The sequence below is a fragment of the Pseudomonas sp. S2_H01 genome (assembly GCF_054668305.1).
In genome coordinates this window covers 3,398,681-3,420,242 of sequence record NZ_CP162756.1, presented here as the reverse complement: position 1 = coordinate 3,420,242, position 21,562 = coordinate 3,398,681, and the positions used below count along the sequence as shown (strand labels likewise).

16 protein-coding genes are annotated in these 21,562 nt (G+C 60.3%); 10 read left to right on the top strand and 6 right to left on the bottom strand.

Annotated features, from left to right (window positions below; translation table 11 throughout):
* Positions 1 to 37: 37 nt before the first annotated feature.
* The 4 genes from AB4N84_RS15320 to AB4N84_RS15305 all read left to right on the top strand — a co-directional run bounded on the left by AB4N84_RS15320 (position 38) and on the right by AB4N84_RS15305 (position 5,232).
* Positions 38 to 1,603 carry an MBOAT family O-acyltransferase gene (locus tag AB4N84_RS15320; protein ID WP_074753702.1) on the top strand — a complete coding sequence of 522 codons (1,566 nt, stop codon included), beginning with the start codon at positions 38 to 40 and terminating at the stop codon, positions 1,601 to 1,603.
* Between the two features lie 10 nt (positions 1,604 to 1,613).
* Positions 1,614 to 2,807 carry an alginate O-acetyltransferase gene (locus AB4N84_RS15315; RefSeq protein ID WP_460042099.1) on the top strand — a complete coding sequence of 398 codons (1,194 nt, stop codon included), beginning with the start codon at positions 1,614 to 1,616 and terminating at the stop codon, positions 2,805 to 2,807.
* Positions 2,808 to 2,845: 38 nt separating this feature from the next.
* Positions 2,846 to 3,502, top strand: coding sequence for an alginate O-acetyltransferase AlgF (locus AB4N84_RS15310; protein ID WP_074753955.1), 657 nt, complete (start codon positions 2,846 to 2,848; stop codon positions 3,500 to 3,502).
* Between the two features lie 275 nt (positions 3,503 to 3,777).
* A complete protein-coding gene (locus AB4N84_RS15305; protein WP_460042097.1) occupies positions 3,778 to 5,232 on the top strand; it encodes a mannose-1-phosphate guanylyltransferase/mannose-6-phosphate isomerase in 1,455 nt (484 codons plus the stop codon).
* A gap of 127 nt (positions 5,233 to 5,359) precedes the next feature.
* On the opposite strand, the gene AB4N84_RS15300 is transcribed toward AB4N84_RS15305, so the two are convergent.
* Positions 5,360 to 8,149, bottom strand: a complete 2,790-nt coding sequence (locus AB4N84_RS15300; protein ID WP_460042096.1) for an RHS repeat domain-containing protein — start codon at positions 8,147 to 8,149, stop codon at positions 5,360 to 5,362.
* Between the two features lie 162 nt (positions 8,150 to 8,311).
* On the opposite strand from AB4N84_RS15300, the gene AB4N84_RS15295 reads away from it, so the two are divergent.
* The 3 genes from AB4N84_RS15295 to AB4N84_RS15285 all read left to right on the top strand — a co-directional run bounded on the left by AB4N84_RS15295 (position 8,312) and on the right by AB4N84_RS15285 (position 11,946).
* Positions 8,312 to 8,776, top strand: a complete 465-nt coding sequence (locus AB4N84_RS15295; protein ID WP_460042094.1) for a multidrug transporter — start codon at positions 8,312 to 8,314, stop codon at positions 8,774 to 8,776.
* A 26-nt stretch (positions 8,777 to 8,802) separates the two neighbouring features.
* Entirely contained in the window at positions 8,803 to 9,627 is an 825-nt protein-coding gene (locus AB4N84_RS15290; RefSeq protein ID WP_460042092.1) for an SDR family oxidoreductase, read from the top strand.
* 219 nt (positions 9,628 to 9,846) lie between these two features.
* Entirely contained in the window at positions 9,847 to 11,946 is a 2,100-nt protein-coding gene (locus AB4N84_RS15285; RefSeq protein WP_460042091.1) for a hypothetical protein, read from the top strand.
* A gap of 56 nt (positions 11,947 to 12,002) precedes the next feature.
* Here the strand turns inward: AB4N84_RS15285 and AB4N84_RS15280 are convergent, their stop codons facing one another.
* From AB4N84_RS15280 to AB4N84_RS15265, 4 genes are all read right to left on the bottom strand, one after another.
* Positions 12,003 to 12,869: an efflux RND transporter periplasmic adaptor subunit gene (locus AB4N84_RS15280; RefSeq protein ID WP_460042090.1), complete on the bottom strand. Its 867-nt coding sequence runs from the start codon at positions 12,867 to 12,869 to the stop codon at positions 12,003 to 12,005.
* A gap of 18 nt (positions 12,870 to 12,887) precedes the next feature.
* Positions 12,888 to 13,088: a DUF1656 domain-containing protein gene (locus AB4N84_RS15275; protein WP_460042088.1), complete on the bottom strand. Its 201-nt coding sequence runs from the start codon at positions 13,086 to 13,088 to the stop codon at positions 12,888 to 12,890.
* The gene (locus tag AB4N84_RS15270; protein ID WP_460042087.1) at positions 13,078 to 15,276 is read right to left on the bottom strand and encodes an FUSC family protein; all 2,199 of its coding nucleotides are present in this window, start codon (positions 15,274 to 15,276) and stop codon (positions 13,078 to 13,080) included. The genes AB4N84_RS15275 and AB4N84_RS15270 overlap by 11 nt, the downstream gene beginning before the upstream one ends.
* A 285-nt stretch (positions 15,277 to 15,561) precedes the next feature.
* A complete protein-coding gene (locus AB4N84_RS15265; protein ID WP_460042086.1) occupies positions 15,562 to 17,073 on the bottom strand; it encodes an efflux transporter outer membrane subunit in 1,512 nt (503 codons plus the stop codon).
* A 181-nt stretch (positions 17,074 to 17,254) separates the two neighbouring features.
* Between AB4N84_RS15265 and AB4N84_RS15260 the strand changes: the two genes are divergently transcribed.
* On the top strand, positions 17,255 to 18,202 hold the full coding sequence (locus AB4N84_RS15260; protein WP_074753667.1) for a LysR family transcriptional regulator: 948 nt from the start codon (positions 17,255 to 17,257) through the stop codon (positions 18,200 to 18,202).
* Between the two features lie 203 nt (positions 18,203 to 18,405).
* Positions 18,406 to 19,380: a 2-hydroxyacid dehydrogenase gene (locus AB4N84_RS15255; protein ID WP_460042084.1), complete on the top strand. Its 975-nt coding sequence runs from the start codon at positions 18,406 to 18,408 to the stop codon at positions 19,378 to 19,380.
* 225 nt (positions 19,381 to 19,605) lie between these two features.
* Here the strand turns inward: AB4N84_RS15255 and AB4N84_RS15250 are convergent, their stop codons facing one another.
* A complete protein-coding gene (locus AB4N84_RS15250) occupies positions 19,606 to 20,505 on the bottom strand; it encodes a DMT family transporter (protein WP_460042083.1) in 900 nt (299 codons plus the stop codon).
* Between the two features lie 133 nt (positions 20,506 to 20,638).
* Between AB4N84_RS15250 and AB4N84_RS15245 the strand changes: the two genes are divergently transcribed.
* Entirely contained in the window at positions 20,639 to 21,514 is an 876-nt protein-coding gene (locus tag AB4N84_RS15245) for a helix-turn-helix domain-containing protein (protein WP_460042081.1), read from the top strand.
* The last annotated feature ends 48 nt before the right edge of the window (positions 21,515 to 21,562 follow it).

Genomic DNA, 21,562 nt, shown 5'->3' with positions numbered 1-21,562 from the left:
CTTCGGCCCTTGATGTTGGACAAATGGAGAGATAAGGATGGTTTTCTCATCCAACGTGTTCCTGTTCCTGTTCTTGCCGGTGTTTCTCGGCTTGTACTACCTGAGCGGGCAACGCTATCGCAACCTGCTGCTGCTGGTCGCCAGCTACGTGTTCTATGCGTGGTGGCGAGTGGACTTCCTGGCACTGTTCGCAGGTGTGACGCTGTGGAACTACTGGATCGGCCTGCGCGTGGGCGCTGCCGGAGTCAGGACCAAACCCGCCCAGCGCTGGCTGCTGCTCGGTGTGGCAGTCGATCTGTGCATCCTGGGTTATTTCAAATACGCCAACTTCGGCGTGGACAGCATCAACGCGATGATGACCTCTATTGGTCTTGAGCCGTTCATCCTGACCCACGTGCTGTTGCCGATCGGGATCTCGTTCTACATCTTCGAGTCCATCAGCTACATCATCGACGTCTACCGTGGCGACACGCCGGCAACGCGCAACCTCATTGACTTTGCAGCGTTCGTGGCGATCTTCCCGCACCTCATCGCAGGTCCGGTACTGCGCTTTCGCGACCTGGTGGACCAGTTCAACAACCGCACCCACACGCTGGACAAGTTCTCCGAAGGCTGCACGCGGTTCATGCAGGGTTTCATCAAGAAGGTCTTCATCGCCGACACCCTGGCGGTGGTCGCCGATCACTGCTTCGCCCTGCAACATCCGACCACGGGCGACGCCTGGCTCGGCGCCCTGGCGTATACCGCGCAGCTGTACTTCGACTTTTCCGGTTACAGCGACATGGCCATCGGCCTAGGCCTGATGATGGGTTTCCGCTTCATGGAAAACTTCAAACAGCCTTACGTCAGCCAGTCGATCACCGAGTTCTGGCGACGCTGGCACATCAGCCTGTCCACCTGGCTGCGTGACTACCTGTACATCACGTTGGGCGGCAACCGTGGCGGCAAGGTCGCGACCTACCGCAACCTGTTCCTGACCATGCTGTTGGGTGGTCTGTGGCACGGCGCCAACATCACATACATCGTCTGGGGTGCCTGGCACGGTGTGTGGCTGGCGATCGAAAAAGCCCTGGGCCTGAACACCAACGCACGCACCTTCAACGTCGTTCGCTGGGCCTTCACCTTCTTGCTGGTGGTGATGGGCTGGGTGATCTTCCGCGCAGAAAACCTGCACGTCGCCGCCCGTATGTACGGCGCGATGTTCAGCTTCAGCGAGTGGCAACTGTCCGACCTCAACCGCGCCAGCCTCACCGGCTTGCAGGTGGCGACGCTGATCGTGGCCTACATCACCCTGGCGTTCTTCGGCCTGCGCGACTTCTACAAGAACCGCACACCCGCAAAACCAACCAGTGACGCACCTGTTCAAGCCGACGGTCCTGCCACCGCGCAACCAGGCCTGATCAAAGCGGTGCCGGGCGACACGCCGGGCAGCATTCATCAACCGGGTTACATCGTGGGCACCGAAGCGCAGGTTCAGCCTGCCTACTGGACCGCCGACTGGTCGCGCTACGTCATGCGCGCCCTGATCCTGCTGATGTTCGTAGCCTCGATTCTCAAACTCTCGGCGGCCAGTTTCTCGCCGTTCCTGTACTTCCAGTTCTGAGGAGCCTGACATGACCCGTTCATTACGTTTCCTCTACACCTTCCTGTTCCTGGCCATTCTGCTGGTACTGGGCCTGTGGTCGCTGCGCAGCTTTATCGGTTTCTCAACCTCGAAGGAAACCACGGTGCTTAACGGTCACTGGACCAAGGCTGTGGAAACCCACTACGACGAGGAATTCCCGATCAAGCGTCTGGGCACCAACCTCTGGGCCGCGCTGGACTACAAGGTCTTTAATGAAGGCCGTCCTGGCGTGATCCTGGGCAAGGATCAGTGGCTATACACCGACGAAGAGTTCGACGCGGTGGCCAACGGCGAGCAGAACGAAGCTGACAACCTGGCGATCATCGAAGGCGTGCGCGACACCTTGAAGAAACAGGGCACGCAACTGGTGCTGGCGATTGTTCCGGCCAAGACCCGTCTGTACCCGGAGCACGTTGGCGACGACAAACCGGCCGCACTGCACACCGACCTGTATCAACAGTTCCACGCGAAAGTGAGCCAGGCCGGCATCGTTGCGCCTGACCTGCTGGCACCGCTGCAAAACGCCAAGAACAAAGGCCAGGTGTTCCTGCGCACCGATACCCACTGGACGCCGATGGGCGCCGAAGTGGTCGCGCAACAACTGGGTGAAGTGATCGCCAAAGAGACACCGTTGAGCGGCGATCCACAAACCTTCGTCACCGAAGCCAAGTCCAGCGCGCCGTACAAGGGTGACCTGACCAACTTCCTGCCGCTGGACCCGTTGTTCAGCAACCTGTTGCCAAAACCGGATGACCTGCAGCAACGCAGCACCAACCCGGCGCAGGCAGAAGGTGAAAGCGGCGACGCGCTGTTTGCCGACAACTCGGTGGCGGTCGGTCTGGTGGGCACCAGCTACAGCGCCAACCCCAACTGGAACTTCGCGGGCGCCCTGAAACAGGCCCTGCACAGCGATGTCGTGAATTACGCCGAAGACGGCCATGGCCCGATCCTGCCGATGCTCAAGTATCTGCAGACCGACGCCTTCAAGAGCAGCCCGCCGCAGGTGCTCATCTGGGAGTTCCCGGAGCGCTACCTGCCCGCTCACAACGACCTGACCGAGTTCGACCCGCAGTGGATCGCCGAACTCAAAAAGGCTCGTGACCCTCAACAAAATCTGGCTCAGACCGCCAGTATTTCTGGCTCCAACACCCCTTCCGAGACGCCCAACCGGGCGCAAAACTGAGAGGACTACTCAAAATGACCTTGCAGAACCCAACTCGTATGCCTACCCGTTCGACCAAGACCGGCCTGCTGAAAACCTGCGTCCTGGCCGCCAGCCTGGGCTTCGTCTCCCTCTCGGCATTCGCCGGTGGCGACGCTGCCCTGTACGGCCCGACCGCACCGAAAGGCTCGACCTTCGTGCGTGTGTACAACGCCAGCAACGCCGAAGTCAGCGCCAGCGTCGGCAACACCAGCCTCAACGAAATCGGCCCTCTGGCCAGCAGCGATTTCAGCTTCATGCCACAGGGCGACTACAGCGCCAAGATCGGCAGCAACACCCTGCCGGTAAAGTTGGCGAGCGACCATTACTACACCATCGTCAACAACACTTCGGGTGCGCCGCAACTGGTTGAAGAGCCACCGTTCAAGAACAAGCAGAAGTCGCTGGTGCGCGTGCAGAACCTGAGCGACAAGCCACTGACCCTCAAGACCGCCGACGGCAAGACCGACGTGGTCAAAGCCGTCTCCGCCAAGGGCACGGGCGAGCGTGAAATCAATCCGGTCAAAGTCAGCTTCGCGCTGTTCGACGGCGACAAGAAAGTCAGCGACCTGAAGCCGGTTGCCCTGGAGCGTGGCGAAGCCGCTGTGCTCTACATCACCGGCAATGGCAGCAACCTGTCGCCAGTCTGGGTCAAGCGCCCGACGTCGACTCAGTAAGGGATGAAACCTCGCCTTCGGCTGTTGATTCTGGCCGAAGGCCGTAGGAGCGCGCTTGCCCGCGAACAGCGGTGGGTCAGACGACCACCCTGTCGTAGCAAGATCGCAATCGCGGGCAAGCGCGCGCCTACAGAATTTCGCGGATGGCGCCGGGTGATGCGGAGCAAGCACACCACGAGGGCGCCGACCGCAGCGGTACAAGAACAAGACAGACGAAACGACAGAACAACCGACGTATAGCCCATTCGAACGCTATTGCTATTTGGAGAATTAAAATGATTCCAGTGATCTTGTCAGGTGGCAGCGGTTCCCGACTCTGGCCTCTTTCGCGTAAACAGTTTCCAAAACAGTTCCTGGCATTGACCGGCGAACACACCCTGTTCCAGCAGACCCTCGAGCGCCTGGTGTTCGACGGCATGCAGCACCCGATCGTGGTGTGCAACAAGGACCACCGTTTCATCGTCGGCGAACAGCTCGGCGCACTCGGCCTGGACACTCAGGCGGTGATCATGGAACCGTTCGGTCGCAATACCGCGCCTGCAGTCGCCATCACCGCCATGATGCTGGCCAACGAAGGTCGCGATGAACTGATGCTGGTGCTGCCGGCCGACCACGTGATCGACGACCAGAAAGCCCTGCAACGCGCACTCGCGCTGGCCACCGTCGCGGCCGAGCGTGGCGAAATGGTGCTGTTCGGCGTCCCGGCCACCAAGCCGGAAACCGGTTACGGCTACATCAAGTCCACCGCCGATGCCCTGCTGCCTGAAGGCGTGAGCCGCGTGGCCCAGTTCGTCGAGAAGCCTGACGAGCAGCGCGCCATCGAATTCGTCGAGGCGGGCGGTTACTACTGGAACAGCGGCATGTTCCTGTTCCGTGCCAGCCGTTACCTGGAAGAGCTGAAAAAGCACGATCCGGACATCTATGACAACTGCCTGCTGACCCTTGAGCGCAGCAAGCACGACGGCGACAACATCGAACTGGATCAAGCCAGCTTCGCCTGCTGCCCGGACAACTCCATCGACTACGCCGTCATGGAAAAAACCCAACGCGCTTGTGTGGTGCCGCTGGATGCAGGCTGGAGCGACGTGGGTTGCTGGTCCTCGCTGTGGGATGTGCATGACAAGGACGCAAACGGCAACGTCACCAAAGGCGACGTGGTTATCCAGGACAGCCGCAACTGCATGGTTCAGGGCAACGGCAAGCTGGTCACTGTCATCGGTCTGGACAACATCGTGGTCGTCGAAACCAAGGACGCCATGATGATCGCCCACAAGGACAAGGTTCAGGGCGTCAAGCAGATGGTCAACACGCTCAACGAGCAAGGCCGCACCGAAACCCAGAACCACCTCGAAGTCTATCGCCCATGGGGCTCGTACGACTCCGTGGACATGGGTGGCCGCTTCCAGGTCAAGCGCATTTCGGTCAAGCCGGGCGCCAGCCTGTCGCTGCAGATGCATCACCACCGCGCCGAACACTGGATCGTGGTATCGGGCACCGCTCAGGTCACCTGCGACGAGAACGTGTTCCTGCTGACTGAAAACCAGTCGACCTACATCCCGATCGCCTCGGTCCACCGCCTGCGCAACCCAGGCAAGATCCCGCTGGAAATCATCGAAGTCCAGTCGGGCAGCTACCTGGGCGAAGACGACATCGAGCGTTTCGAAGACGTCTACGGTCGCTCGACACCGGCCATCGAAGCCGGCGTGAGAACCCAGACCATCGCACGTTGATCGATCTGGAATAACAGCCAGCAACAACCGGTTGTCGTGCCCCCGCCCGCTCTCTGCGTACTCCCCATCCGCAGAGAACGGTCGGGGGCTTTTTTATGAGCCCATCTGAGCCATTGGTTATCGGTGCTCAGGTAGCTCCACTTTGCCCTGATCGCCGGGCTCGTGAAGACATCCACTTTTTCGGCAATTTTGTTGCCATGGCCAATGTGGCGAAGGTATCTGCATTCATCTGCAACAGGGACGCTCTGATGCGTGGATCGTTCTTGAATGCTTCTTTGCGCAAATCAGGGTCAGTTAAACCCGGACCCAACCCCTCCATGGCAGTTGCGTAATCGCCTGCATCATCGGGTGCCTCACGAGGACCTCGCCGGGAGACCTTCTTCAATTGCCGTCTCAAATGCGCGGACCACTGCCCAACGTGATCCGCAGTGGCCTCCTTGGCAAGAAGCGGGATCTGGTAGTAATGAGTATCCACCGTAAAAGAGGCAGCATGGGAGGTTTCATGGATCAGCGTCGCAGCTACGTTCAACGCATGGTCATTTTCCAGGTGATGTTTTGATATTCGTATCTTTTCAACCTCATCCTCAAATTCACCTGAAAAAGAGGTCGCCCCTAGCCTTGCCAATGGACCGTCAAATAGTTCGATTTCCAAACCCTCTGGTTTACCGAAAGACTTCAAAATGCGCTCCTGATCTTTAAACGCCTCCGCGACAGCCGTAACCGTTTCAGCTCTCACTCCCGACGGCAAATTGCCGAACGTCGCATCAAACGCTTCGTTCACACCGTCACTCGACTCCCCCTTCTTGAGAAGCTGTCTACGCGTACCTTTCACTATTTTCCTGGAGAGCTTGATCACTTTTCTCATCTTAGTAAGCTGCACTGCGTCGTAGTCTCCCATCCCCTTTGCCACCGTAATCGTGATAGGTACGTCAGTGGGTGCAGCACCTTCATTGTCGTGATATCGAATGGGTGAATTGAGGCAAAAGCAGAACAGATTGAGTCCACCTCTTTCTCTCGCCGGATCCGGGTTTATCCACCGCATCAACCACGGCGCGTAATACCTCAGTCCATAGTAATAAAGCCCCGTCGCATCCCGTTCCTTGCCTGAGTAGCGCAACGTCTTGTAGCTGACCTCAACGTCGCCACGTCCGGCAAACCAGGCCGTCTCGCCATACGGGTAATAGATTTCCTGACTGATCAATTGCGCGTCCGCGCTCAGCTCCAGTGTGCTGGAGCCCAGGTGGTCACAAAGGCTGTAGCGGACCTGATCGTTTTCGAGGGTCTCCGGCTTTCCGGCTTGCCAGTGCAACACGCGCACATCGCTTCGGCCCGCGGTGGCAGTGATGACATGCAGCACTTCGCCCGTCGCCGTGTTCGTGCGGATCTCCAGGCCAGGCAAGTAACGCACTTCGTTAAGGTGGGTGACGATTTTGGCCTGGGTGGTCCTGACTTTACGCACACGCAGGCCCGCCGCGTCGTAGCGATAAACTTCACTGTCATTGATCCCGGACTCTCGCACCACTGGTGTGACTTCACTCAACTGGTTACGGATGTTCCAGGCCAGATCCTGACCCGCCTGCAGTGCTCGCAGATTACCGTTCAGGTCGAAACTCGCGTTGATCTGTTCTTCGCTCGGCGGCTGATCGGCTGTCTGCAGCACGCTGCGATTGCTCGTGCTTGCCGTCGCAAACCGTCGGGTGAAGCCTTGAGCCCCTGTATGAGTCAGCGTTTGCAGATTGCCAGCCGCGTCGTATTCATAACGCTGGGTATAGCTGCCGAGTTCGTCAGCCTGAATGAACGTGCGAAACGCGTCGTTGGCAGGACCACGATTCATCGTTTTCGCCTCATACCCCGTGGCCTCGATCAGTTGATACAACGTGTCATAGGCAAACGTGCGCAACGGTTCGACCTGCTGATTGGCGAAGTAGCGAACGGGTTGCGCCAGGTCTTCTATTTGCAAGACATTGCCCACCGGGTCGTAGGCGTAATTCAGATCCTGAAGACGGCCGTTGTCAGCGCGCAACCTGATCAAGCGGCCATCGACGGGATCGTAATCGAGCGCCGTAATAACGCCGTTACCAGCGGTTTCCGATGTGATGCGACCTTGCGCGTCGTAGGCGATATCGCTGACCAGAGTTTGCGGAGACTGTCCTCGCAACTGCAAAGCTGTGGACGTGAGCTGCCCCGCCACGGTGTACGCAAATGCCTGAACATTGCCCATAGCATCGGTCTGGTCGAGTGCATCGCCCAACGGTCCGAAACGCCAGATGGATTTAGCACCTTCACCCGGCTCCAGCACGGCATCTCGCTCAGAGACCAAGACCGGCCAGTCGGGCACCTCAAGATCATCTAAAAACCGACGCACCTGCTTCGTCACTTCTCCCGTCAGACTGAACGCCGAGTGGGAAACCGAACCCGCCCGATCGTCGTGACGAATCAGCTGACCGCATTGATTGGCGAAGGCGTCGTTGGCGCCACCATATGCCAGACGCTCAGTGCAGCGCTCATGGAGGCCGTCGCCATCAAAAACAGCCCCGATACGCAACATCGAATCGAATTCGAACCGCTGCACATTCGCCCTGGCATCCCAGCGACAACGGCGCTCTCCCGCGCTGCCAAAGAACGCCACATCCCATCCGGCATCAACACGCTCACTCAACAACGGCTGAGCCGTCAGCGACGAAATGAAACTCAGGTTGCTCGGCGTGCCGGGATCTTGCCCCACGCGGTCCCACAGCCGCGGATCCCAGCGCCGGGTCAGCCGACCCGCAGAATCATAGCCGGAGCGGTCCACCCGTTCAGTCACGGACTCGTCGGCACGCGTGCGATGAAAAGACACTGAACGGACAGGCAAACCGCGCGGATCGCTGACCGTCAATATGGGGGTATGAGTGTGTAGTGCTGAGAGGTTGCCCATGTCACATGCATTCCATTGCAGCCATTCATTACAGCCTAGCCGCCATGTGTCTCGCCTGAATGACCTTCAGTCTGGATCCATAATCATCGCGTTGAAAACGCCAATTGGTCTTCCCACCCCCTTTAGGTACGATGCCCCATCTGCATTCGCGAGTCCGTAGACATGATTATCGGCGCCGTATTGATCTTCACCTGGCTGATTCTGTTGCTGCGCTACCCCTCCAAGGCGTTACCCGTTTCACTGGCGGCAGCGGTTGGACTGGGAATCGTGGCGGGCGTGGTGGTCTGGCAGGACAAGCGCGACGCGCAACGGCTGGAACGCCTGCAACTGCGTCTGGATTACGCCCCCCAACAGTGCCCGACCGGCAGGCCATTGCTGGTGCTGATCGATAACGGCAACGATGTCCCGTTGCAGGAACTGCGCTGGAAAGTGGCGGCGTACGCGCCTGGCGATACCGTCAACCTGGCCGACGACACCTACACGGCACCACGCTACCGCGGCCCCGGCGAGCTGTTGCCGGGCAGCCAATGGCAGGATTGCCTGCCGTTGCCGCCTCTGCGCAATGGTTACCGTCCGCAAACGCTCGAGTTTCGCGCCGAACGGCTGCAAGGTACCTTTTCCGACTGACGCCTCACCTTCAAGGAATGAAACACATGCCCCTCGTCTTGATTACCGGTTGTTCCAGCGGCATCGGCCGCGCCATGGCGGATGCGTTCAAGGCAGCGGGCCACGAGGTCTGGGCCACGGCGCGCAAGACCGCGGACGTGGACGGTCTGATCGGCGCGGGGTTTCGCGCGGTGCACCTGGACGTCAATGACGCAGCGGCACTGGACAGGCTGGCGGCCGAGCTCGGCCGACACGGTAAAGGGCTGGACGTGTTGATCAACAACGCGGGTTACGGCGCCATCGGCCCGTTGCTCGACGGCGGCGTGGAAGCGATGCGCAGGCAGTTCGAGACCAACGTGTTTTCCATCGTCGGGGTGACGCGCGCGCTGTTTCCATTGCTGCGCCGCAATAAAGGATTAGTGGTGAATATCGGCAGCGTGTCCGGGGTTCTGGTTACGCCATTTGGTGGCGCCTACTGTGCCTCCAAAGCGGCGGTCCACGCGATGAGCGACGCCTTGCGCATGGAGCTGGCACCCTTCGGCGTTCGCGTCCTGGAGGTTCAACCCGGCGCCATCGACACCCACTTCGCCAAGAACGCCAGCCATGAAGCCGAACAAGTGATTCACGAAGGGTCTGCCTGGTGGCCGTTGCGCGAAGGCATTCGTGCTCGCGCAAACGCATCACAGGGGAATCCGACCCCGGCCAGCGATTTCGCCCACGACGTACTCAACGCCGTGCAGCAACCGAAACCACCGTATCTGCTGAGGTCGGGTAACGGCTCGCGGGCGCTGCCACTGCTCGCTCGCTGGCTGCCCGCGCGATTACGGGACAGGATCCTGAGCAGGCGATTTGGCTTGAACGTGAAACTCTGACCCCTGTCCGGCGCGGCCCGAAACCCCGCGCAGACCACACGGTATCAGCCGACTCTCCTACCGGGGCCTGAGCTCGTTCTGTCATCAAAAAAGGCGAAAACACGCCCGACAGGCGAAACAGGCCTACAGACAGATGCTTCGTTGAAAACCAGTATTTCTTGACGCTTCGAATGAACGAGGCGGCGGCACTCCGTGCCGTTAAACGTCAAGGAAGACTGTATGAATGACTTACCGCTGTACGAGCAAACCCTCATTTCTTATGACGCCGAGAACGGGGTCCCCATCCCGCAATGGCTGGATCCTGGACTGAAAGCCAGGGACAAGCTGGCCCGTGACGCAGCTGAGCAGCTTGGGAAATACATCAAGCCGAACCTGCTGGACCCGATCAAGTTCATCGAAATCGAAATTAACCGGATCATCCAACAGTCCAGTGCGACTCAAGTGGCAAAAAACAGGACCAACGGCGGCACTCTCATTCTGGTCGAGTCCAACCCCAGACGCAGTTCAGGTCCGGGACTGATTGGCGCCGCCGCTCCCCCCACGCGCACCGGCAAATGGTTCGAGCTCCGGGAAATAGTCACCGACCGTTATCGGGCAGCGCTCAAGGGGCAAGACAACATCAAGGTTCGTTGGCCGCTGGACTTTCCCAAGGACCTGATCAACGCGCTTGAAACCGCCAACCTGCAGAGGATCTACAGTGACCAGGTCGTCGCACACTTCTCGCACCCGGCCACCGAAGACACCTATCGGCTGCTCGCCGATCAGGCGTTGGTGAGCCGGCTTGCGGATTACGCTGAACTCGACACCACCAGCGAGAACAGCCGAAACCTGATCGCCGCCTACCTGGCCAGCAAAATCAAACTCAAGACCGTGTATTTCCGAGATCAATACGTCGTCACCCAAGCTGCTTGCCTCGAAGCGCCCGACACACTCGCCAACGTGACGCCACGCTCGGCACTGCTCGTGTTTCTTGGCGCGCCGCCCGATCAGGCGATCATGGAGCTGCCTGGAGACGGCGCTGCCCGTAGAGCAGCCATCGAGTCGTCACCCTTGTTGGAAGAGTACGTGTTCATTCGTTTGTCGATTTACGACCGACTGAAAATCGGCACGTTTGACATGAATTACACCGGCATCGAGAAACGGGGAAACAACTACCTGCGCGATCCGTCGCTGACGTTTTATGAGTCCAACGACATCATTTCCCACCTGTATCACACGAATCAGGAACGCCTGATTTCAGATATCGACACGCTGGTCTCGACGGATGCAGAACGCACAACCGACCAGTTGTTGGAGATCGCCAACGCGGTGCTGACCGCAGCCGCGATGATCGTACTTACACCGACCATCGGAGCAGGCCTTGTGGCTCGACCACTCGTTTCCTTTCTGTTCAGCATGTGTTCGGTAGGCGTCGAAATCGCGCGAGGACATCTGGCTGACCACCCCGACGACGCGGAGGAGCACTACAACGCCGCCACAATCGCTGCCCTGACCGAGATAATTCCGCTGCTGTTACCCCAGCTGACGGGCATCGCAGCGAGCCGAGCGACCCGACAGGCAATCACCAGTAACGCCCTCAAACGCTTGCGATTCATCGGCGTCACGCCGCCTATCTATCGGGACATCCCGAAAATCAGCCGCTACATCATGCCTTCAGAGCTGGGGGCCATGCATCTGAAGCGCCGACTGCTCGAGCGGTTGAGAAAAGGCCCGGAGGCAGCACAAGACATGGTGTACGAATATGCGCGCACCATGAAAAAAACCATCAAGGGGCATGACGTGGTGATCTACCGGGGCCAGGTATTTCGGGGTGACATGCGCCCGCCGGAAATCATCTTCGAAAAAGGCTTCGAACTTCGCACCCCGCTGAAAGATATCCAGGAAGACATTCATCAGATCACAGGGGTAAAGGGCGGTTTCGGTGGCGGCCGAGATGCGCTCGATCCCGACGGCAAGGGCATTTCCACGTCGGCATTTTATAACCGTGAACACACCGGCGCCTTTGTGTATGGAGGAAAAAAAGGCGGTTATACCTACATCATCGATAACGTCGATGTCGACGGCTACCACCTTTATGCCAACGACCACATGGCCAAGCACCCCAACTCCCCTCCGATCAACCTCAGCCCGACGGAAATCAACTACGGGGAGAACATCCCCGCAGACATGATTCTGGGCGCCTACGACAAATATGACCGATTCATTCCCAACGACTTCGCCCTGGAAATGTTTGCAAGGCGCCGAGCGAGTGAAATCGGCGTTCAACTGGCAGAAGCCGCAGCGCGCGCCGCAAAAATTCCGGCGCACATTGACCGCTGAATGACGACGCCAACGCCAGCCCGCGCGGCCCGGCTGCTTCGAGATTAAGTCGGGCGTCAGTGCTGCTCGACGCCCGGGTTCACGATCACGGTGCAGGTGATCCCTGCCGCCAATACAACGCTGTCCGGCACGTGGTCCAGATGGATACGTACGGGCACGCGTTGCGCCAGGCGGACCCAGTTGAACGTCGGGTTGACGTCTGCGATCAGCTCGCGGCTTTCAGGGTTGTCACGGTCGTAGATGGCGCGGGCGATGCTTTCGACGTGGCCTTTCATCACTTCGCCACTCATCAACTGCATGTCGGCCGGGTCGCCGACTTTGACATGGGGCAGTTTGGTTTCTTCAAAGAAGCCATAAACCCAGAACGAGTTCTTGTCGACGACGGCCATCTTCGCCTCGCCTATCCGGGCGTAGTCGCCACGGTGGACATTGAGGTTGGTGACATAACCGTCCACGGCGGCCAGCACCTTGGTGCGTTGCAGGTTCAACTGCGCGGCTTCCAGTTGCGCCACGGCCAACTGGTAATCCGCCTGAGCGGAGGTGGCGACGTTGGAGGCGTCCTCACGGTTCTCGGCGGAAATCACCAAAGCGTCCAGGTCCTTGCGACGGTTGGCGTTGACCTTGCGCATTTCCCAGGTCGCCTTGCGTGACGCCACCATCGCTTCGGCCTGCTTGACCGCCAGTTGGTAGTGTTCGGGGTCGATCTGCATCAACAGATCGCCTTTTTTCACCGGCTGGTTGTCCTTGACCGGCACATCGATGACCACACCGCTGACGTCCGCCGCGACGTTGATCACGTCCGCGCGCACTCGCCCGTCACGGGTCCAGGGGGTGTCCATGTAGTGAACCCACAGCAAGCGGCCAATCCAGATGGCCAACGCCAGAATCAATAATGTCGCGATCAGACTGATGAACTTTTTCATCTCGAATTCACATAGGCCTCAACGGTAAACGGTCAGCGCCATCGCGCCAAAAATGCAGCTGAACAGGCTCAGGCGCAGCAACGCCGGGTGCCAGAAAAAACGGTACAGATCGAGCCCGGACATCACGCGGTCCAGCGCCCAGGCGAGCACCATGGCGACCAGAAACATCACCGTGATGGTTGGCATGTAAACGCCATGGAAGGCGATTTCACGAGGCATGGGAAAGTCCTTGCGGCGGCTCAACGGAAGACTGTGCAGGCGCATAAGCCGCTAACGGCGATTGCGGGTCCAACAGGCACGTGCGGATGAAATGCAGGTAGCTCTTCACCCGGCGCAGTGCCGAGGTGTCGAAATGCGGGGCGAACGGCTCGTCAGTGTTCTGCACGCAGAAGATCGCATGGTCCACCGCATACAGGCTGCGAGCCAGATTGTGCCGGTCGGGCTGAATGAACAGACGCACCAGTGAGCGGCCCATCGCGCGAATCGCCTGACGCCACGGCTGGGACTCAGCGTAGCTGGGGTGCACCGGCAAGATGGCCTGCTCACGGCGCAGCTCGATGATGGCGTGGCCGATTTCCTGCACCACGAACATCCAGCGCAGCAGGTTGCGCTGCACCACCGGTTGCCCGGCCGCCAGACCGTAGGCTTGATGCACAAGATCGCGGGTACGGCTTTCGAAGTTCGAGCGCAGCCCACGCAAGGGTGCGCTGATCGCAAAACTCACCTGTTGACGCAGATCGTCTTCCAGACGCCGCCACAGCCAGCGACTGTTCGGCGGCAGGATAATCGCACCCGCCGCAGCACACAGCAGCATGCCAATGATCATCGCGATGTAGTCGTTGATGAAGGTGTAGGGGTTGTAGACGGTGAGGTTGTCCGGCACCGACCCGATACTGAAAAAGATCAGCAGGCCGATGCCGACACCGGCCCACTGCGGCCGTGTCGTGAGGAACGCGCCAAAGGCGAATACCGGCGCCAACACCATGCACAGCAACGGGAAACCGTCGATCAGCGGCAGCACAAAGAACGTCTGGAAGAACCCCAGCACGGCGCCGAGCGCGGTGCCGCAGGCCATCTGGAACGACATCCGTCGCGGGTTGGACGTAGTGGCCGACAAGGCGACAGTGGCCGCCGACACCAGGGTCATCGTTGCCCCGCTCGGCCAGGCCGTCGCCACCCAGTACACCGACATCACGGCCATCACCACCAGAGCGCGTACGCCGGACGCCAGCGACAGGGTCCAGTTGGTGGTGTTGACGAACGGCTCGACCCACTTCTCCCGCGCATGGCTGTGATCGGCCAGTGAAGCGTGGGTCTGGGCGTAGTCGTGCATGTCGTCAACGAAGCGATAGAGCAATTCGTAGGCGGTGTGGAAGTCCAGCAGCTCGTCGTCACTCGGCGCGCTGTCGACGAATTCGGCGCGCAGGCGTCGCACCTGCTCTGGCAGACCTGCCTTGAAGTCACTCAACCGGCTGGCCAGTTGATCCGCATCGGTGGCGGTCAGGGCGCGGCCGGCAAAAGGCTCCAACAGCTCGGCCAGCTCATTCAGCCCCGGCTCGATGGCGTGCACCGACGGTGTCAAGCCGCGACTGCGCAAGCGTTCAAGCAACTGGTGCAAGGCGTTGAAACGCGTGGTGATGGTCATGAACTCGCTGTTCAAGCGGTTCAGGCGTCCATTACGCCGACGCATGTGCGGGTCTTCGAACACGGTGACTGCACGCAAGCCTTCCAGCCCTACGGCGTCGGCGATGAAGCGCACGTTGCTGGCTTCGAAACGCTGCGGATCGCTGTTGCCGCGCAGGCCGTCAATGGCGAACCGGGCAAAGGTCCCGAAACGCTGGTAGAGCGCGTTACGCATGGCCGCGCCAGTGCTCTGCGGCAAAATCGCAGCGGTCACCAGCGTCGAGCAGACGATACCCAGGGAAATTTCCAGCAGGCGCCAGACCGCTGCCATGAATGAGGTGTCGGGATGGGCCAGCGCCGGCAGGCCGGTGAACGCCGCCGTGTAGCCTGCCAGCACGAACCCGTATGCACGAAAGTTGCGATAACGCGCGGCCCCGGCACAGCAGAACGCGACCCACAGCGACAGAAGCAAGAGAAACGGCTCACTGTCCTGAGGGAACAGCGCCATCATCACCACCATGACCACCGACCCGGCCAGCGTCCCCAGCAGACGATAGAAGCTCTTGGCAAACACGTGGCCGCTTTGAGGCTGCATGACGATGAAGACGGTGATGACGGCCGTGCGCGGCTGCGGCAATTCAAGCCGCATCGCCACCCAATAGGTCAGGAACGCCGCGATCAGCACCTTGAAGATGTAGATCCAGGTCACCCCGTCACTGCGCGCCCAGCCGTTGAGTTCGCGACGCCATTCCAGGGATCTGAACCAGGTCAGTGCCGTGTTCATTTCAGTTCAAGACCTGTTGTGGCTGATACATCGCTTTCGCGATCAAGCTCACTCCCACAGTGACGTTGGTCGCCAACGAAATCTGCGACCCACCTCGGACCCTGTAGGAGCGCGCTTGCCCGCGAAGACGCCCGTCAATCCGACACACAGCCATCGCCCGACAGATCGCAATCGCGGGCAAGCGCGCTCCTACAGGCGACCGCGTTCCAACTGGAAATCCCAATCCATTGTAGGAGTGAGCTTGCTCATGATGAGGCCTGTTCAGGCGACGCATATCTATCTGGCTCACCGATCAAACACCGTCAACGCAGCCGGGGTCTTCGGCGCGGCAGTCTTGTCGGCCGCTGGCGAATCGTTGCCTGCCATCAAACCACCGCCCAACGCCACCACCAGTTCGGCATGCACCGTCAGACGCGCGGCTTGAACCTGCTGCTGGATCTGCTGCTGATGGAACAACAAGGTCTGCGCGTTGAGCACGTTCAGGTAATCAGTCAAACCACGCTGGTAGGCGATCATGGCGATGTCATACGTCTTCTGCGCGGCAGCCACCGACTGGTCGGCGAACCCTTGCTGTTTGTTCATCGACTCGCGGCGAATCAACTGATCGGAAATGCTCTTGAGCGCGTTGACCAGCGTCTGGTTGTACTGCGCCACCGCGGCGTCGTAACCGGCAGAGGCCACGCCCAGCTCGGAACGCAAACGCCCACCATCAAAGATCGGCAGCGTGATCGCCGGGCCGACGCTGTAGTTGAATTTCTTGCCGGTCAGAAACTCCAGCATGCCGCCGCCCGTGGCCATGTAACCCAGGCTGCCCATCAAGTCGACGTTGGGGTAGAAACCGGCGTGAGCGACATCGATGCCACGGGCTTGCGCAGCCACTCGCCAGCGGCTGGCGACCACGTCGGGCCGTTGACCCAGTAATTGCGCTGGCAGTGCGGAGGGCAGTTTGAGCGCGGCGTTGAGCGACAGGGTCGGACGCTGCAGGCTGGCGCCCTCACCCGGCCCCTTGCCGGCCAACGCCGCGATCTGGTTGCGGCTCAGGGCAATGGCTTCGTCCAGCGCGTCGATCTGGCGATGGGTTTCGGGCAGCGGCGTTTCGGCCTGACTGACCTCGAAATGCGTGCCGATGCCGCCCTTCAGACGACGTTGCGCAAGGTCAACAATCTGCTGTTGTTGCGCCAGCGTCGCTTCGACGATGTCGCGCTGGGCGTAATTCAGCGACAGCTGAATGTAGGCGCGGATGATGTTGTCCTGCAATTCCAGCTGAGCCTGACGTTCTTCGGCGGCGCTCATGTGCGCCATGTCCAGCGCCTCTTCGGTGTTGTTGCTTTCCCGACCCCAGAGGTCAAGGGAATAGCTCAGGCCGATGGAAGCGTTGTTGTCCCAGGTGCTGGTGTTCGACAGCTCCCCCGGGCCGTAGAACTGGTCGGTTGGCCAGTTATGACGTTTGAGGGTGCTGTCGCCCGTGATGTGCACCGACTCTGCCGACTCGGCGATCCCGGCCATGGCCTTGGCCTGACGCACGCGCGCCGCCGCGATGGCCAGACTCGGGCTGCCGAGTGCGGCGAGCTCGATCCAGTGATTGAGTTGATCGTCACCATAAGCGCGCCACCATTGACCGTCGGGCCAGTGGGCATCTTTCGCCGCCGCTTTGATCGCGTCATCGGTGGCCAGGTTGTCGGGCGACAACGAGGTCCCTTGAGGAGCAATACCGCCGGTTCCAATGCAGCCGCTGATGAGTAACGTTAAAGCCCAGACACTGAGGGGCTTGAGCCCTCTGAGGATGCGACGCGACACAGCTGCAATTACCTGAATGAAAGGGGAGTGGAACGAGCGGCGATTCTAGGATGCGGCTTGTACGGCGATAAGCCGGGACTTGTGTGAATCTTTGTTACCGAACCGAAGATAATCCTTTGGTATGGCTGACATGGATCAGCAACTTCATGTCACAATTTGCTATCTCACCAGAGAACGGCCAATGGACACTCTGCAAAACATGCGCGCCTTCAGTTGCGTGGCACAAGCAGGCAGCTTCACGGCTGCCGCGGCTCAGCTGGACACCACCACCGCCAACGTTTCGCGCGCTGTCTCAAACCTGGAAGCACACCTGCAAACCCGACTCCTCAACCGCACCACGCGACGCATTGCCCTGACGGAAGCCGGCAAGCGTTATTTGCTGCGCTGCGAGCAGATTCTGGGTTACGTCGAAGAAGCCGAAGCCGAAGCCAGCGACGCCCACGCGCGCCCGGCGGGCCAGTTGAAGGTGCATTCGATGACAGGCGTCGGACAGCATTACGTGATCGACGCGATTGCGCGCTATCGCCGCAATCACCCGGACGTGTCGTTCGACCTGACCATGACCAACCGCGTGCCCGACCTGCTTGAAGAGGGTTACGACGTGTCGATCGTGCTGGCCAGCGAACTGCCGGACTCGGGATTCGTGTCCCAGCGCCTGGGCATCACCTACAGCATCGTCTGCGCCTCCCCCGCCTACATCAAGGCGTTTGGCATGGCCTACAAGCCGGCGGACCTGCTCAATCATGCCTGTCTGCGCCTGGTCAGCCCGGTGTTCCCGCTGGAGAAGTGGGCGTTCGACGGCCCCGAAGGCCAGGAAACCGTGACCATCGCCAGCTCGCCGTTCCTGGTGAACTCGGCAGACGCCATGAAAGCGGCCATCAGCAGCGGCATGGGCATCGGCATCCTGCCGATCTATTCGGCCATCGAAGGCCTGCGCAACGGCTCGCTGGTTCGCGTGCTGCCGCAGTACCGTTCCCATGAGCTGAACCTGTACGCGATCTACCCGTCGCGCCAGTACCTGGATGCGAAGATCAAGACGTGGGTCGAATACCTGCGTGGCTCCTTGCCGGAAATCATGGCGGCGCATGAGGCGGATTTGCAGACGCACGTGTTGCCGGAGACGGTGTAGCAAAAACGCCGCGCGCCTGTAGGAGCGCGCTTGCCCGCGATGAGTCCGGTACATCCGACACCTTCCCATCGCCCGGTCCATTGCAATCGCGGGCAAGCGCGCTCCTACAAAAACGGGTGCCCATCTCCCCCTCGCCAATCAAACAACAAGAATGTTAGCGTGCTACGCACTTCCCATCTGAACCGCCCGAGAGAAGCTATCCGATGAAAAAGACTGTCCTTGCCTTCAGCCGCGTGTCCCCGGAAATGGCCGAGCGCCTGCAGCAAGACTTCAACGTGATCATCCCGGACCCGAAAAAGGGTGATCTGAACGAGCAGTTCAACGAAGCCCTGCCGCACAGCCACGGCATGATCGGCGCTGGCCGCAAGCTGGGCCGCGAGCAGCTGGAAGGCGCGAAACAGCTGGAGGTGGTGTCGAGCATCTCGGTCGGTTACGACAACTACGACGTCGGTTACCTCACCGAACGCGGCATCATGCTGACCAACACTCCGGACGTGCTGACCGAAAGCACCGCCGACCTGGGTTTCTCGCTGATCATGAGCAGTGCCCGCCGCGTCGCCGAACTGGACGCCTACACCAAGGCCGGCAACTGGAAGCGCAGCATCGAAGCGCCGCACTTCGGCACGGATGTCTATGGCAAGACGCTGGGCATCGTCGGCATGGGCAACATTGGCGCCGCCGTTGCACGCCGGGGTCGTCTGGGCTTCAACATGCCGATCCTGTACAGCGGCAACAGCCGCAAGACGGCGGTGGAGCAGGAACTGGGGGCGCAATTTCGTACGCTGGATCAATTGCTGGCCGAGTCGGATTTCGTGTGCCTGGTCGTGCCGCTCAGCGAGAAAACCAAACACCTGATCAGCACCCGCGAACTGTCGCTGATGAAGAAAGGCGCCATTCTGGTGAACATCGCCCGCGGTCCGATCGTCGACGAACCGGCGCTGATCGAAGCGCTGAAAAACGGCACCATTCGTGGCGCGGGTCTGGACGTTTACGAGAAAGAGCCGCTGCCTGAATCGCCGCTGTTCCAGCTGAGCAACGCGGTGACCCTGCCGCACATCGGCTCGGCGACCCACGAAACCCGCCAGGCCATGGCCGACCGTGCGTACGACAACCTGCGTGCCGCGCTGTTGGGTGAGAAGCCGCAGGATCTGGTGAATGCACAGGTGTGGAAGGGCTGAAGGTTTTCAGCGCCGATCCGACGATTCGCGGGCAAGCGCGCTCCTACACCGGAACGCGTTGATGATGATCGCTTCCGCAGTCCCCGGGGGGAACGCGTTGATGATGATCGTTCCCGCGGTCTCCGGGGAATGCCGCACGGGACGCTCTGCGTCCAGTTGCGGCCAGGCTGACGCGGTGCGTCAGTGCATGCATGCCCACGCGGAGCGTGGGCACGATCAACCGTTTCAAGCCAGTTTCGCCGCCACTGGCGCCACCACCTTCGGCTTCCTGAACACCAGCACATTCCCCACCATCACCAACACCAGTCCCATCAACGCGGGCACGGTCCATTGGTAACCCTCGGCGTACGCCGATACGTTCAGCGCCACCACCGGGAACAGCACCGTGCAGTACGCCGCACGTTCTGGGCCCATGCGTCCGACCAGGGTCAGGTAGGCCGTGAAGCCAATGACCGACCCTGGAATCACCAGGTACAGCAGCGAGCCGATGTAGCGCGTGTTCCATTCAAAGCCGAACGGCGTGCCGCTGATCAGGCAGTAGATGCAGAGCATCGTGGCGCCATACAACATGCCGTAAGCGTTGGTGGTCAGCGGACGCAGGCCCGCTTTCTGTTGCAGGCTGGAAAGCATGTTGCCCGCCGAGAAGCACAGCGTGCCGAGCAACGCCAATCCAAGGCCGATCAGCGTCTCGTGGCTTGCGCTGTGCCCGGACAGCTCAGGCCAGAACAGGCAGGCAAGGCCAATGAGGCCCAAGGCCCCTCCGGCCAGCACATTGCGCGCGATCCTCTGTTTGAAGAACACCCGCGCATTGAGCGCGTTCCACAAGGTCGAGGTTGAAAACACCACGGCAACCAGGCCGCTGGGGATCCATTGGCTGGCGTGCAGGAAGCACATGAAGTTGACGCAGAACAGACACACCCCCTGCGCAAGGCAGATCAACTGGCCACGACGATTGACCTTTTGCAGCTTGCCGCTGACCAGCAACATCGCGAACAGGATCAATGCGGCAAGGCCGAAGCGGTAAACAATCGACACCGGAATCGCCACGTCGCCCAGTTGCAGTTTCAAGGCGATCCAGGTCGTACCCCAGATCAACACAGTCAGCAGATACAGCGAGATGTTCATGACAAGCTCCTCATTGAGGCCTCAGTCTGCGTATCAGCCTCGGTCGCCACTTGCAAAAACTTGCGCATTTGATCGCCCGACGGCTGGCAGCGCAGGCGCTACGGAGTAGGATGCGAGCCGTAGAGGAGCCGCCATGTCGTCACTGGACACCATCCAAGTCTTTCAGTCCCTGAACAGCTCGCCTCACGCGCAGCTGGAGCAGAGTGCATCGCTGGGTGACGGTGTGGTCGCGGCGTTGTGGAACAACCGACACGACGCGCAGGACTATCACGGCCCCAGCCATCACACCCTGTCCTGCTACATTTCGGGCGGCACGCAGACGTATCGCCGCGACCAGCCCGACAAGAAAGGCGCGCCTGGCAAGCTCTGCGTGCTGCCCGCCGGGCATCAGTCGTCGTGGGTGGTCAACGGTGACCTCAGGCTCGCGCACCTGTACATCAATCCGGAGCAGTTCGCCCTCAACTGCGTCACCCTGCTTGACCGTGAGCCCCGGGAGATGATGCTGCGGGAAAACACCTTTATCGATGATCCGCAGCAAGCCGAGCGTTTCCATCGCCTGATCAGCATGAACTGGAGCGAGCCCGGCGAGCGTCTGTTGACCAGCAGCCTGGCCCACGAACTGCTCGATCACATGATCCTGAGTCAGGTTGGCCTGCGTGACGGTCTGCGCTTGAAAGGCGGACTGGCGCCGCATCTGCGCCGACAACTGGTGGCGTTCATCGAACAGAATCTGGCGGAGCCGCTGAGCCTGGGGCAACTGGCGGGGATGTGCGCGCTGTCGGAATATCACTTTGCGCGTATGTTCCGCCAAAGCTTCGGCCTGCCGCCCCATCAATACTTGCTCGCCCGCCGCCTGAATCGCGCCCGGGAGTTGCTGCGCAGCACCCGCCTGCCGTTTGGACACATTGCCCTGGAGTGCGGATTCGCCAGCGCCAGCCATTTCAGCAATCGCTTCAGACAAGCAATGGGCGCGACGGCCGGGGAATACCGGTCGGCGTTTCAGTCATGAATGTCATGGAAGGACACGGTTCATCCTGTGGGAGCGAATTCATTCGCG